We start from the raw sequence: 13,307 nt of genomic DNA, 5'->3' as shown, positions 1-13,307 counted from the left end.
GCCCGGCATGGGACACCCCGGCATCCAGCTTCTGTTTGCCGGCACCATCTTCAGCAGCGCGTTCCTGCTGTTCCTGGTCCAGCCACTGATCGCAAAGCAGATTCTTCCGTGGTTCGGCGGCTCGGCCGCGGTGTGGTCGATCTGCATGGTGTTCTTCCAGGTGGTGCTGCTCGCGGGGTACGCGTATTCCGACTGGGTCACGCGCCATCTGCGCATGCGGGCACAGGCCGTGCTGCACGTGGCGCTGCTGCTCGCGAGCCTGGCGTTTCTTCCGATCGTGGTGAGCGCGAACTGGAAGCCGACGGGCACCGAAGACCCAGCCTGGCGCATCCTGGGGCTGCTGTTCGGCACCATCGGCCTGCCGTATTTCCTGCTCTCGACCACCGGGCCGCTGGTGCAGTCATGGGTAGCGCGCACGCCGTGGGGCGCGCAGGTGTACCGCTATTTCTCGCTGTCGAACCTGGCCTCGCTGCTGTCGCTGCTGAGCTATCCCGTGCTGATCGAGCCGCGCAGCACGCTGCTGCAGCAGGCGCACGGATGGTCGTGGGGCTACGCCGCCTTCGTGGTGCTGTGTGCCGGCACGACGCTGTACATGGCGCGGCGATTGACGGCCGAGGTAGTGCCGCAGCAGTCATCGCCGGGCCAGGCCACCCAAGCCGTCGTGGAGGACAAGCCGCCGCGCGTCGCCGACTACCTGCTGTGGCTCGCGCTGCCGGCGCTGGCGTCGTGGCTGCTGCTGGCCGTGACGAACCACATCACCCAGAACGTTGCCGCGGTGCCATTCCTTTGGGTGCTGCCGCTGTCGCTGTATCTGCTGACTTTCGTCCTGTGCTTCGAGAGCGACCGCTGGTACAGGCGCGGCGTGTTCCTGCCGCTGGCGGCCGTCATGCTGCTGCTGTGCGCCTTCGGCCTGCAGCACCACATCGGCGCCGAGGTCCGCATTGCGCTGCCGCTGTATGTGTCGGGGCTGTTCGTGCTGTGCATGTTCCTGCACGGCGAAACCGCGAAGCTGCGGCCGGGGCCGCGCTACCTCACGCGCTTCTATCTGATGATGTCGCTCGGCGGGGCGCTGGGCGGGGTGACGGTCGGGCTGGTCGCGCCGCATGTGCTGGTGGCGTACTACGAGCTGGGGCTCGGCCTGATGCTGACCGCGCTGGCGGCGGCGGCCGTGCTGCGCCAGCGGGTGTGGCTGCGGGTCTGCTGCGTGGTGCTGGCCGCCTGCTGCACGCTCTTCCTGCTGCTGCAGGTCGGCAGCGACCGGTCGGGCGCGCGCAGCCTGCAGCGCAATTTCTATGGGGCGCTGCTGGTCTACGACACGACGGGCGATCCTCCGTCCGACAACGTGCGCCAGCTGGCGCATGGGTCGATCAAGCACGGCTCGCAGTTCCTGGACCCGGAGCGCCGGCACGAGCCCACCACCTACTACGGCGAAACCTCCGGCATCGGCCGCGCGATCGACTCTGCGCCGGCCGGGCCGCGCCGCGTGGGCCTGATCGGACTGGGTGCGGGCACGCTCGCGACCTATGGCCGCAGCGGCGACGTCTACCGCTTCTACGAGATCAATCCGCAGGTGTTCGCGCTGGCGGACAAGGAGTTCAGTTTCCTGCGCGACAGCGAAGCGCGCATCGAGCGCGTGCTCGGCGATGCCCGGCTGGCGCTGGAGCGAGAGCCGGCGCAGGGTTTCGACGTGCTCGCGGTCGACGCCTTTTCAGGGGACTCGGTGCCGGTGCACCTTCTCACGGCCGAGGCGATGGACGTGTACCTGCGGCACATGAAGCCCGAGGGCGTGATCGCCTTTCACGTGACCAACCGGTTCCTGGCGCTCGCTCCCGTGATCGCCAAAGTGGCCGAGGCCCGGGGACTGCACGCGGTGCTGGTGCACGACGAGGCCGAGCAGTCCGACTGGCTGCACCGTACCGACTGGGTGCTGGTCGCGCGCGATCCGCAGGTGCTGGCGCGCGAGCTGATACGAGAGGCCGCGACGCCGATCGCCACGAAGCCGGGCCAGCGGCCCTGGACCGACGACTTCAACAACCTGCTGGGCGTGCTGAAGTAGCGTGGTGCATTGGCGCGGCCATGAAAAAGGCCCGCACGTGGCGGGCCTCTTTTCACAATTGTCAGTGCAGCGTGGCTTCAGGCCTTGGCGTCTTTCTCGCACTTCTTCATGAAGCTGTTCTTGGCGGCGCCGGCCAGTGCCTTGCCGTTCTTGTCGACGGCCTTGGCGGCGCAGGCGGGAGCAGCTGCAGCCTTGGTGTCCTTCTCGCACTTCTTGATGGAGCTGGCCTTGGCCGCGCCAGCGAGGGCCTTGCCATTCTTGTCCACAGCCTTGGATTCGCAGCTTGCACCGGCGGCGGCAGCGGGTGCAGCAGCGGCGGCGGGGGCTGGTGCCGGGGTGGCGGCCTTGTCTTGAGCCTGTGCGGCGCCGAAGGAAAGACAGGCGCCGAGTGCGAGCAGGGAAAGGAGCTTCTTCATGGTGATGTGTCCTTGCAAGGTTGGGTTGTGACAGGAGCCCCGCCTCGGGGCCGACCATCCTAACGGGCCAAGCCAACAATCGGATGACCATCGTCAACTGCACCCGGGTTTGCCCCCGGTAAAATTCCCGGATGCTATTGGTCAAACAGGAGCTGCTCGCGGCGCTCGCGAACACGCTCGAATCCTTCTCGCCCGGCGCTGGCTCCAAAGCCGCGTTCGAGTCGCCCAAGGTGGCTGCGCATGGCGATTTCGCCAGCACGGCCGCCATGCAGCTCGCCAAACCGCTGGGGCGCAAGCCCCGCGAGCTGGCCGAGCAACTGAGCGCTGCGCTGCTCGCCACCCCCGCTTTCGGCCAATGGGTCGAGGCCATCGAGATCGCCGGGCCCGGCTTTCTCAACATCCGCCTGAAGACAACGGCCAAGCAGCAGATCGTGCGCGAGGTGCTGTCGGCCGGGAATACTTTCGGGCAACAGCCCGCCACCGGCGAGAAGGTGCTGGTCGAGTTCGTCTCGGCCAACCCGACCGGCCCGCTGCACGTCGGCCACGGCCGCCAGGCGGCACTGGGCGACGCCATCTGCAACCTGCGCGCCTCGCAGGGCGAAAGCGTCTGGCGCGAGTACTACTACAACGACGCTGGCGTGCAGATCCAGACGCTGGCCACCAGCACGCAGCTGCGCGCCCGCGGCTTCAAGCCCGGCGACGCCGAATGGCCCAGCGGCGAGAAGGCCCCTGCCTATAACGGCGACTACATCGCCGACATCGCCGAAGACTTCAAGGCGAAGAAGACCGTCAAGTCGGAAGACCGCGAAGTCACCGCCAGCGGAAACATCGACGATATCGACGCGATCCGCGAGTTCGCCGTGGCCTACCTGCGCCGCGAGCAAGACCTCGACCTGCAGGCCTTCCGCGTTCATTTCGACCAGTACTACCTGGAGTCCAGCCTCTACACCAGCGGCCGCGTCGAAGCTGCCGTGCAGAAGCTCGTGGCCGCCGGCAAGACCTACGAACAAGACGGCGCGCTGTGGCTGAAGTCGACCGACTACGGCGACGACAAAGACCGCGTGATGAAAAAGCAGGACGGCACGTACACGTACTTCGTGCCCGACGTCGCGTATCACATCGCCAAGTGGGAGCGCGGCTTCCACAAGGTCATCAACATCCAGGGCACCGACCACCACGGCACCATCGCGCGCGTGCGCGCCGGCCTGCAGGCGGCCGGCGAAGGCATTCCCGAGGGCTACCCCGACTACGTGCTGCACACCATGGTGCGCGTCATGAAGGGCGGCGAAGAGGTCAAGATCAGCAAGCGCGCCGGCAGCTACGTCACGCTGCGCGACCTGATCGAGTGGACCAGCACCGATGCCATCCGCTTCTTCCTGCTCAGCCGCAAGCCCGACACCGAATACACCTTCGACGTCGACCTCGCGGTGACGAAAAACAACGACAACCCGGTTTATTACGTGCAGTACGCGCATGCGCGCATCTGCTCGGTGCTGGCCGGCTGGGGCGGCGACGCGGCCACGCTGAAGGACGTCGACCTGTCGCCGCTCGAAAGCCCGGCCGCCCAGGCGCTGATGCTGCTGCTGGCCAAGTACCCGGCCATGCTGACGGCCGCGTCGAAGGACTTCGCTCCGCACGACGTCACGTTCTACCTGCGCGAGCTGGCCGCCAGCTACCACAGCTACTACGACGCCGAGCGCATCCTGGTCGACGACGAAAAGGTCAAGCTGGCCCGCCTGGCGCTGGTCGCCGCGACCGCGCAGGTGCTGCACAATGGCCTCGCGATTCTCGGCGTCAGTGCGCCGAGCAAGATGTGAACCTCCTCACCATGAAGAAGACAACCAGACAACGCGGCAACATCGTCATCGGCCTGATCATCGGGCTGGTGCTCGGCCTGGGCGTCGCGCTGGGCATCGCGGTCTACGTGACCAAGGTGCCGATCCCGTTCGTGACCAAGACGCAGCGCGGCGGCGCCGAGCAGGACGAGGCCGAGGCCCGCAAGAACCGCGACTGGGACCCGAACGCGCCGCTGGCCGGCAAGGCAGGCGCCGCCAAGCCGGCGCCCGCACCCACCGGCCCGGTCAACCCCGTCACCGGCGAGCCGGCCACCACCGCCGTGGCCCCTGCCACCGCCCCGCCCACGACCGCACCGCCGGTGCCCGTGGTGGTGGCGCCCAAGCCGCCGCGCCCTGCGCCGGTGCCGGCCGAAGCCAATGCCCTGCCGCCTTCGAACGATCCGCTGGGCGACCTGGCCCGGGCGCGCTCGGGCGGCGGCGCCAGCTCCGGCAGCACGACCACCGCGTCGGCCGCACCGAGCAGCAACAGCAATGCCGGCAGCAGTTCCGGCCCCGATCCGTTCATGTACTTCGTGCAGGCCGGCGCCTTCCGCACCACTGACGACGCCGAGGCGCAGCGCGCCAAGCTGTCGCTGATGGGCGTCGAGGCCAAGGTCACCGAGCGCGAGCAGGCGGGCCGCACCGTCTACCGCGTGCGCGCGGGCCCCTTCAACAAGAAGGACGACGCCGACCGCCTCAAGGAGCGGCTCGACGGCGGCGGCATGGATTCGGCGCTGGTTCGCGTGCAGCGCTGACCCGGCAGCCGACACAAATAGCCCCTAAGCTTCGCCGCGCGGCGTTTGCCGCCACCATCCACTGCCTCGGGCGCGCCGGATGAGGGGGAACTCCCCGCCGCGCGCCGGCTCAGTCTGCCGTAACAACTGGAGAGCTCTTTCAATGAAACGTCGTGACTTTTCGCTGGCCGCCACTTCGCTCGGGCTGCTGTCCCTGGCTGCCAACCCTGCCCACGCCCAGGCGCGTGCGCCCAAGGCCGGCACCGAATACCTGGTGCTCGACAAGCGCGTGCCGGTCGACGCGCCCGCCGGCAAGATCGAGGTGGTCGAGTTCTTCTCGTACAACTGCCCGCATTGCAACGACTTCGAGCCGGCGCTGGAAGCCTGGATCAAGACGGTGCCCAAGGAAGTCGCCTTCCGCCGCATCCCCGTGCCTTTCGTGGGCAACGACGTCGAAGCCAAGCAGCGCCTGTACTACGCGCTCGAAGCCATGGGCAAGGTCGACGAATATCAGCCGAAGGTGTTCAACGCGATCCACGCGCAGCGCCAGAACGTGAACGGCGACGCCAACATCATTGCCTGGGCCGCCGCGAACGGCCTGGACGGCGCCAAGTTCAAGGAAGTCTTCACCTCCTTCGGCGTGGCCAGCAAGGCCAAGCGCGCCTCGCAAATGACCGACGCCTACAAGGTGGCTGGCGTGCCGGCAATGGCCGTGGCCGGCCGCTGGTACGTGGACGGCGAAACCGCCGGCAACATGACCAAAGTGCTTCAGGTCGTGAACTATCTGATCGGCGAAGCGAAGAAGGGCTGACCCCCCAGGATCGCGGTCCGGCGGAGCCGGTTCCGCGGTGTTCCAGGAAGAAAGTCAAGCCCGCATCGGCGGGCTTTTTCATCTGTGCGTGCGGGGCTGACGCAATCAGCCGCATACAATGCCGAGCAAGTTTCGTGCCTCTATGACATTGCACTCTCACCCCACCACTACCTTCCTCCGTCGCATCGGCCGCCTGGCCGCCGGCGCGCTGTTGCTGGCCGGCCTTGCCTCGGGCGCACTGGCCGAAACCGCCGACCGCACCAAGCCGATGAACATCGAGTCGGACTCGATGCGCTACGACGACCTGAAGCAGACCAGCGTGTTCACCGGTAACGTGCTCGTTACGAAGGGCACGATCATCATCCGCGGCGCACGCATGGATGTACGCCAGGACCCCGAGGGCTACCAGTACGGCGTGGTCACGGCGGCACCGGGCAAGCGGGCCTACTACAAGCAGAAACGCAATGCGCCCGACGAGTGGATCGAGGGCGAGTCGGAAGTCATCGAGTACGACAGCCGCGCCGACAACGTCAAGTTCATCCGCAACGCCACCATGCGCCGCCTGCTTGGCGCTACGCCGAACGACGAGAGCCAGGGCGCGCTGATTGTCTACGACCAGAGCAACGACACCTACACGGTCAACGGTTCCACTGTGCCGCCGAACACCGCCGTCAACGCGTCCACCCCGGGCGGGCGCGTCAAGACCATCCTGACCCCCAAGGCCGCCACCGCACCGGCAGCCGGTGCCTCAGCTCCGGCCGGCGCGAAGGCGGCGCCGCCGGCGCCCACGCCCGCACCCGGCAAGGGCCTGCGCCAGAGCACCACGCTCAGTGACCAGGGAGAAACCCGCAAGTGATCGAAACCGCAGGAACGCAGGACGCCAACGGCGCACCGGGCAGCCGCCTGATCGCGCGCGGCCTGAAGAAGAGCTACGGCAGCCGCACGGTCGTGAAAGACGTCTCGCTCGACGTGCAGAAGGGCGAAGTCGTCGGGTTGCTCGGGCCGAACGGCGCGGGCAAGACCACCTCGTTCTACATGATCGTGGGGCTGGTGCGCGCCGACGCGGGCGACATCAGCATCGACGGCGAGCCCATCGCCCACATGCCGATCCATCGCCGCGCCCGCATGGGCCTGAGCTACCTGCCGCAGGAAGCCTCGATCTTCCGCAAGCTCACGGTCGAGGAAAACGTGCGCGCCGTGCTCGAGCTCCAGAGCGAGCCCGACGAGAACGGCAAGATGGCGCCGCTGTCGAAGCAGCACATGGACGAGCGCCTGGCCGAGCTGCTGGCCGACCTGCGCGTCGACCACCTGCGCGATTCGCCCGCGCTCGCGCTGTCGGGCGGCGAGCGCCGCCGCGTCGAAATTGCGCGTGCGCTGGCTACGCAGCCGCGCTTCATCCTGCTGGACGAGCCCTTCGCCGGCATCGACCCGATCGCGGTGATCGAGATCCAGCGGATCATCAGCTTCCTGAAAGAGCGCGGCATCGGCGTGCTCATCACCGACCACAACGTGCGTGAAACGCTGGGCATCTGCGATCACGCTTTCATCATCAGCGACGGGCATGTGCTGGCACAAGGCACACCCTCGGAGATCGTCGACAACGCCGAAGTACGCAGGGTGTACTTGGGCGAACACTTCCGCATGTAAGGGCGGGAGCGGTTCCCATGAAGCAAGGGCTATCCCTTCGCGTCTCGCAGCATCTGGCGTTGACGCCACAGCTGCAGCAGTCGATCAGGCTGCTTCAACTCTCCACGCTCGAACTGAGCCAGGAGGTGGAGCAGATGCTCGACGAGAACCCGTTCCTCGAGCGCACGGCTGAAGAAGCGGCGCGCGAGGAATTCGGGCTCGACACGGCCGATGCCCCGGTGCCGCGCGACGACGGCGGCGATAGCGGCGACGGCGAAAGCGACTTCGCTTCGCCCGCCGCCAGCGCGTCCACTGCTTCCACCGAAACCAGCACCACCACCACGGCCGACACCGACGGCCCCGCTGCCGAGATCACCGAGCGCGAGCCCGACTGGGAAGGCGACGGCACCGTCGACATGGCGCCCGACGACAGCGAATGGGGCAGCGATGCGCCCGCGCGCCAGAACAACCTCGGCGACGACGAACGTGCCGACGCCACCGAACTCGCGCGCAGCCAGGAGTCGCTGCAGTCCTTCCTGCACCGCCAGGCCCTGAGCCTGCGCCTGAACGAGAACGACAGCGCCGCGCTGCGCTTTCTCATCGAATCGCTCAACGACGACGGCTACCTGGAAGACTCGCTGCCCGCACTGGCCTCGGGCCTGGCCGGCGACGACAACGACCAGTTCGACGACCTCGTGCATCACTTTCAGGTGGCGCTCGGCCTGCTGCAAAGCCTGGAACCCGCCGGCGTCGGCGCTCGCGACCTCGGCGAATGCCTGGGCATCCAGCTGCGTGCCCTGGCCCGCGAGGACGAGACCGACGAGGAAGAGCTGGTCCGCAAGACCGCCATCGCCATCTGCAAGCAGCCAATGGAGCTGCTCGCGCGCCGCGACTTCAAGCGCCTGGCCACGCTCACCCGCAGCAACGAGGAGCTGGTGCGCTCGGCGCTGCAGATCATCGCGCGGCTCGAGCCCAAGCCGGGTCGGCGCTTCGTCGACGTCGAGCGCAACATCGTCATTCCCGACGTGATCGTCACCAAGACGGGCCGCGGCACCAATGTGAAGTTCCGCGTCATGCTGAACCCCGAGGTGATGCCGCGCCTGCGCGTGCACGACATCTATGCCGGCGCACTCAAGTCGCACAAGGGCGAAGGCAGCCAGGCGCTGTCGCAGCGGCTGCAGGAGGCGCGCTGGTTCATCAAGAACATCCAGCAGCGCTTCGACACCATCCTGCGCGTGAGCAACGCCATCGTCGAGCGGCAGAAGAGCTACTTCGTGCACGGCGAACTCGCGATGCGCCCGCTGGTGCTGCGCGAGATCGCCGACGAACTGGGCCTGCACGAATCGACCATCTCGCGCGTGACCACCGCCAAGTACATGGCCACGCCCTTCGGCACGGTCGAGCTCAAGTACTTCTTCGGCTCGGCGCTGGGCACCGAAACCGGCGGCAATGCGTCGAGCACCGCGGTGCGCGCGCTGATCAAGCAGTTCGTCAGCTCCGAGAGCATCAAGAAGCCGCTGTCGGACAGCCAGATCTCCGAGATGCTGAAAGAGCAGGGCATCGAGTGCGCGCGCCGCACCGTGGCCAAGTACCGCGAGGCGCTGCGCATCGCGCCCGCCAACCTGCGCAAGGCCCTGTAGAAAGCCACCGATGACCCGTCGCCTGCCGTCGCTTTCGCGTTGTGGGCATTGGGTTTTCGTCATGGCTGCGGTCTTGCTGTTCGCAGGCTGCGCCACATTGCCCGACGAGGCGCCGCGCCCGCCCACCAAGGCCATGGCCGTGTCAGCCGACACCGCGCTCGGCAAGATCGCGCTGGCCTCCCAGCCCGACCCCGACCTGAGCGGCTTTCGCCTCATGCCCGGCGGCGACTTCGCCTTCGACACCCGTATCCAGCTGGCCCGCCGCGCGCAGCTCACGCTCGACGTGCAGTACTACCAGATCGAGAACGACGAGACCGGCCGCTACCTGATGCGCACCCTGCGCGACGCCGCCCAGCGCGGCGTGCGCGTGCGGCTGCTGATGGACGACCTCTACACCTCCGGCGAAGACGAGCTGCTGCTCGGCCTGGCCGCCACGCCCAACGTGGAGCTGCGCCTGTTCAACCCGTTCCCGGCCGGGCGCGGCAGCCTGCTGAAGCGCTTCAGCGCGTCGCTCTTCGACTTCAGCCGCGTCAACCGCCGCATGCACAACAAGCTGTTCATTGCCGACGGCGCGATGGCGGTGGCGGGCGGGCGCAACATCGGCAACCAGTATTTCAGGCGCACGGCGGGGGAGAACTTCCTCGACCTCGACACCTTCGTCACCGGCGCGCTGATCCCGCGGCTGGGCAGCCTGTTCGACCAGTACTGGAACAGCATCTACGTGCGGCCGATCCAGTCGGTGGTGGCCAGCGACCTGTCGCGCGAGGAGCTGCAGAAGCGCTTCGACGTCGCCACCGGCCTCGACACCACGCCACCACCGCCGCCGCCCGCGCCCAACGACCTGCTTGGCTACAGCCCGATGGCGGAAGACCTGAACGCCGGCAAGCTCGGACTGATCTGGGCCACCGCAGAGGCCTACGCCGATTCGCCCGAGCGCGTGATCGGCAAGACCACGTCCTACGGCGGCGTGCCGCTGCTGGACGTCGACAGCGTGCGCTACAACGTGGTCGAGCAGATGCGCCGTGCGCGCTCCGAGGTGACCATCGTCTCGCCCTACCTCATTCCGGGCGCCTCGGGGCTGGAGGTGATGCGCGAGATCCGCGGCCGCAACGTGAAGATCAGCGTCGTCACCAATTCGCTGGCCGCCACCGACGAGCCGCTGGTGCACACCGCCTACCGCCGCTACCGGCCCGACATGCTCAAGCTCGGCGCCGACCTCTACGAACTGAGCTCCACGCGCACCCGGCGCAGCGTGCGGCTCGGCCTGTTCGGCACCTCGGTAGGCAGGCTGCATGCCAAGTCGGCGGTGATCGACCGGCGCATTCTTTTCGTCGGCTCGATGAATTTCGATCCGCGCTCGGAGACGCACAACACCGAGATCGGTCTCTTCATCCGCAGCCCCGAGATGGCGCAACAGGCGCTCAAGCTCATCGACGTGCTCAAGCAGCAGGGCGCCTACCGGCTGCGCTTTGCCGAGGGCAGCAACGAGTCGCGCATCGAATGGGTCAGCGACGACGCCGGCAAGCTCACCGTGCTGAGCGAGGAGCCCGACTCCGGCTTCTGGGACCGGACCATGCTCGAATTGCTGGCGCCGCTGACGCCGGAGAGCCTGTTGTAGCGTCGGCTCAGTTGCCGCGCACGGCCGACCAGATCAGCCGCAGGCCCAGCAGCCCCATCACGCCGCCGGCGGCCCGGTCGATCCAGACCTTGTAGCGCAGGTAGGTCGAGCGTGGCGCTGCCGAGGAAAGCGCCAGCGCCACGATGGCGTACCAGCCCGTCTCGATGCAGAAGATGACCGCCGGCACCGCCAGTGCGAGCACCAGCGGCACCTCGCGCGGCAGGAAGGCCGCGAAGATGCTGGCGTAGACCACGGCAGTCTTCGGGTTGCTGACCTGCGTGGCCAGGCCCAGCAGGAAGGTGCGGCCGCTGCGGCCCTGCTGGCGCGGCGACCCGTCCGTCTCTTGCGCCGCCACGGCCAGCGGCTGCCGCGCGCCGCTCCAGATGCGAAAGCCCAGGTAGACGAGGTAGGCGCCCCCCAGGCCCTTGATGGCCACGTACAGCGCCGGCACGGCCAGGAACGCCGCCTGCAGCCCGGCCAGCGCGGCGATCGCGAAGACCAGCCCGCCGGCACCCATGCCCAGCGCTGCGGCCAGTCCGTCGGTGCGCGAGGTCACGGCGGTGCGGGCCACCATCACGAAGCTGGGGCCGGGACTCATCGCGCCCACAGTCATGGCGCCGGCGATGCCGAGCAGCGAAAGGGTGGTGTCCATCATGGCCTTGCCTTCTCCGGTGTCACTGCACGTTGACCGCTTCGACCTGCACCAGCAGCTTCACCTTGTTCTCGAAGCCGAAGTTCAGCCCCCAGGTGATGCCCCAGTCGCTGCGCTCCACGGTCGTCTCGAAGTCGCCGCCGCACACCTGGCGGTTGATCAGCGGGCTCAGGTAGCAGTTGAAGCGCACGGCCTTCAGCGTCACCGGCTTGGTCTGGCCCATCAGCGTGAGCGTGCCCGGCACGTCGACCACCTTGCCGCCGCTGAAGTCGATGCGGTCGGCCACGAAGCGGCCGGTCGGAAACTCGGCCACGTTGAAGAAGTCCTTGCTTTGCACGTGGCGGTTGAGCAGGTCGACGCCGGTGTTGATGGAGCTGATGTCCATCGTGATGTCGACCTTGCCGCTGGCGCCGGTACCGTCGATCTGCACGGAGCCGTCCTTGGTGCTGAAGCGGCCCCGGTTGGTGGTGGTGCCGTAGTGGCCCATTTCATACATCACGAAGGTGTGCGTCGGGTCGACCACGTAGTTGGCGTTTTTCACCGGCCCGCCCGCGGGCTTGGCGGCCACGGCCGGCGCGGTGTATTCGGGCCCTTGTGGTTGCTGCTGTGCCGTGGCGCCGGTGAACGCGGCGGCCGACAGGGCCGCGGCGAGAAGGAGCTTTTTCATGGCGTTGGTTGTGTGGGTCATGAAAGAGAAAAGTGAGTGAGGGGAGGGCAGGCCCATTCGGCCGTTCACAGCGGCCCGAGGCCTGTAAGCGTGAACTTGAAGCGCACCTGCACCTCGTTGCCGACCATCGAGGTGTCGGTCCATTCGCCGTCGCCCACCTTGTAGTCGAGCCGCTGGATCGTAAAGCTTCCGGTGGCCACCGCGTAGTTGCCGCCGGCCGCCGCGATGCTGACGGGCACCGTCACGTACTTGGCCGTGCCCTTGATGGTGAGCTTGCCCGCCATCTCGAACTTGCCGTCGCCCAGCGCCTTGATGGCGCTCGACTGGAAGCTTGCCTGCGGGAAATGCGCGGCGTCGAACCATGGCTGCTTGGGCAACTCGGCATCGCTCATCGGAACGCCGAAGCCTGCGCTGGCCGTGTCGATCTGCAGCGCGACGCTGCCGCCCTCGGGCTTCTTCGGATCGAAGGCGACGTGTGCGTCGAACTTCTTGAACGTGCCTTCCACCGGCACGCCCATCTGCTTGGTGACGAACACGATCTGGCTCTTGTCGGCAACGAGCTTCGCGGCCGCGGGCTCGGCGCTGGCTGGTAGCGCGATGGCGAAGGCCAGCGCCGCGAGCGGCGGCAAGAGGCGGAAAAACAGTCGCTTCATCATCGAGCAGATTCCTTGCGTGGCCCGGGCCACATGCGTTTCAGAAGACCGTCGCGGTCGATCCAGTGGTGCTTGAGCACCGCCACCACGTGCAGCAGCGTGACGCCCGCCAGCACGAAGGCGCAGTTGCGGTGCAACGGCTGCAGCACCGCCTCGGCGAAGTCGTGGTCGACCGGCACGAAGTCGGGCAGCGGCAGCACGCCGAACCACGCGACCGGCATGCCCATGGCCGAGCTGTAAGCCCAGCCGGACAGCGGCACCGCGAAGAACAGCAGGTACATCAGCGTGTGGCTGATGCGGTAGCTCGCCAGCTGCAGCCGCGTCATGCCCGGCGGGAGCGCCGGCGGACGGTGCCCCAGCCGCCACAGCAGCCGCAGCGCCGAGAGCGCGAGGATCGTGATGCCCGCCCACTTGTGCCAGCTGTACACCTTCAGCCGCAGCGGCGAGAACGGCAGGCCCGTCATGTAGAGCCCGACGCCGAACGAACCGACGATCAGGGCCGCAAGCAGCCAGTGCAGCGCGATCGCGAGCGGGTCGTAGCGCGGGTCGGCGGCGGGGGGAGGGGGGGATGTGTCGGTGGACATCGAAGGCAGGGCTGG

The 13,307-nt window shown here is 67.7% G+C and carries 13 protein-coding genes; 8 read left to right on the top strand and 5 right to left on the bottom strand.

What is annotated here, in order from left to right; genetic code table 11:
• Positions 1-7 precede the first annotated feature (7 nt).
• Entirely contained in the window at positions 8-2,056 is a 2,049-nt protein-coding gene (locus ACZYSP_RS13650) for a spermidine synthase (protein WP_093077001.1), read from the top strand.
• Positions 2,057-2,133: 77 nt separating this feature from the next.
• On the opposite strand, the gene ACZYSP_RS13645 is transcribed toward ACZYSP_RS13650, so the two are convergent.
• Positions 2,134-2,472, bottom strand: a complete 339-nt coding sequence (locus ACZYSP_RS13645) for a hypothetical protein (RefSeq protein WP_093077002.1) — start codon at positions 2,470-2,472, stop codon at positions 2,134-2,136.
• Between the two features lie 131 nt (positions 2,473-2,603).
• On the opposite strand from ACZYSP_RS13645, the gene argS reads away from it, so the two are divergent.
• The 7 genes from argS to ACZYSP_RS13610 all read left to right on the top strand — a co-directional run bounded on the left by argS (position 2,604) and on the right by ACZYSP_RS13610 (position 10,736).
• Positions 2,604-4,289: an arginine--tRNA ligase gene (gene argS, locus ACZYSP_RS13640; RefSeq protein ID WP_093175169.1), complete on the top strand. Its 1,686-nt coding sequence runs from the start codon at positions 2,604-2,606 to the stop codon at positions 4,287-4,289.
• Positions 4,290-4,300: 11 nt separating this feature from the next.
• Positions 4,301-5,062: an SPOR domain-containing protein gene (locus ACZYSP_RS13635; protein ID WP_093054274.1), complete on the top strand. Its 762-nt coding sequence runs from the start codon at positions 4,301-4,303 to the stop codon at positions 5,060-5,062.
• A 142-nt stretch (positions 5,063-5,204) separates the two neighbouring features.
• Positions 5,205-5,852 carry a thiol:disulfide interchange protein DsbA/DsbL gene (locus tag ACZYSP_RS13630; RefSeq protein WP_093054102.1) on the top strand — a complete coding sequence of 216 codons (648 nt, stop codon included), beginning with the start codon at positions 5,205-5,207 and terminating at the stop codon, positions 5,850-5,852.
• A 142-nt stretch (positions 5,853-5,994) separates the two neighbouring features.
• A complete protein-coding gene (lptA, locus tag ACZYSP_RS13625; RefSeq protein ID WP_093077006.1) occupies positions 5,995-6,708 on the top strand; it encodes a lipopolysaccharide transport periplasmic protein LptA in 714 nt (237 codons plus the stop codon).
• Entirely contained in the window at positions 6,705-7,499 is a 795-nt protein-coding gene (gene lptB / locus ACZYSP_RS13620) for an LPS export ABC transporter ATP-binding protein (protein ID WP_093054106.1), read from the top strand. The genes lptA and lptB overlap by 4 nt, the downstream gene beginning before the upstream one ends.
• 17 nt (positions 7,500-7,516) lie before the next feature.
• Positions 7,517-9,118: an RNA polymerase factor sigma-54 gene (gene rpoN / locus ACZYSP_RS13615; RefSeq protein WP_093077007.1), complete on the top strand. Its 1,602-nt coding sequence runs from the start codon at positions 7,517-7,519 to the stop codon at positions 9,116-9,118.
• Positions 9,119-9,128: 10 nt separating this feature from the next.
• On the top strand, positions 9,129-10,736 hold the full coding sequence (locus tag ACZYSP_RS13610; protein WP_093077009.1) for a phospholipase D family protein: 1,608 nt from the start codon (positions 9,129-9,131) through the stop codon (positions 10,734-10,736).
• A 7-nt stretch (positions 10,737-10,743) separates the two neighbouring features.
• Here the strand turns inward: ACZYSP_RS13610 and ACZYSP_RS13605 are convergent, their stop codons facing one another.
• From ACZYSP_RS13605 to ACZYSP_RS13590, 4 genes are all read right to left on the bottom strand, one after another.
• Positions 10,744-11,391, bottom strand: a complete 648-nt coding sequence (locus tag ACZYSP_RS13605) for a LysE family translocator (protein ID WP_093077011.1) — start codon at positions 11,389-11,391, stop codon at positions 10,744-10,746.
• Between the two features lie 19 nt (positions 11,392-11,410).
• On the bottom strand, positions 11,411-12,055 hold the full coding sequence (locus ACZYSP_RS13600; RefSeq protein ID WP_093054276.1) for a YceI family protein: 645 nt from the start codon (positions 12,053-12,055) through the stop codon (positions 11,411-11,413).
• Positions 12,056-12,120: 65 nt separating this feature from the next.
• Entirely contained in the window at positions 12,121-12,708 is a 588-nt protein-coding gene (locus ACZYSP_RS13595; protein WP_093077175.1) for a YceI family protein, read from the bottom strand.
• Positions 12,708-13,292, bottom strand: a complete 585-nt coding sequence (locus tag ACZYSP_RS13590; protein ID WP_093077013.1) for a cytochrome b — start codon at positions 13,290-13,292, stop codon at positions 12,708-12,710. Before ACZYSP_RS13590 ends, ACZYSP_RS13595 begins: the two co-directional genes overlap by 1 nt.
• Positions 13,293-13,307 lie beyond the last annotated feature (15 nt).

Source organism: Variovorax sp. F042 (assembly GCF_057814215.1).
This window is presented reverse-complemented; position numbering and strand designations above follow the sequence as displayed.

Coding starts and splice junctions, on each gene's coding strand:
- ACZYSP_RS13595 (WP_093077175.1), bottom strand. CDS start 12,708: ATGAAGCGACTGTTTTTCCGCCTCTTGCCGCCGCTCGCGGCGCTGGCC.
- ACZYSP_RS13635 (WP_093054274.1), top strand. CDS start 4,301: ATGAAGAAGACAACCAGACAACGCGGCAACATCGTCATCGGCCTGATC.
- ACZYSP_RS13590 (WP_093077013.1), bottom strand. CDS start 13,292: ATGTCCACCGACACATCCCCCCCTCCCCCCGCCGCCGACCCGCGCTAC.
- rpoN (WP_093077007.1), top strand. CDS start 7,517: ATGAAGCAAGGGCTATCCCTTCGCGTCTCGCAGCATCTGGCGTTGACG.
- ACZYSP_RS13650 (WP_093077001.1), top strand. CDS start 8: ATGGGACACCCCGGCATCCAGCTTCTGTTTGCCGGCACCATCTTCAGC.
- ACZYSP_RS13600 (WP_093054276.1), bottom strand. CDS start 12,055: ATGAAAAAGCTCCTTCTCGCCGCGGCCCTGTCGGCCGCCGCGTTCACC.
- argS (WP_093175169.1), top strand. CDS start 2,604: ATGCTATTGGTCAAACAGGAGCTGCTCGCGGCGCTCGCGAACACGCTC.
- lptA (WP_093077006.1), top strand. CDS start 5,995: ATGACATTGCACTCTCACCCCACCACTACCTTCCTCCGTCGCATCGGC.
- ACZYSP_RS13630 (WP_093054102.1), top strand. CDS start 5,205: ATGAAACGTCGTGACTTTTCGCTGGCCGCCACTTCGCTCGGGCTGCTG.
- ACZYSP_RS13605 (WP_093077011.1), bottom strand. CDS start 11,391: ATGATGGACACCACCCTTTCGCTGCTCGGCATCGCCGGCGCCATGACT.
- ACZYSP_RS13645 (WP_093077002.1), bottom strand. CDS start 2,472: ATGAAGAAGCTCCTTTCCCTGCTCGCACTCGGCGCCTGTCTTTCCTTC.
- ACZYSP_RS13610 (WP_093077009.1), top strand. CDS start 9,129: ATGACCCGTCGCCTGCCGTCGCTTTCGCGTTGTGGGCATTGGGTTTTC.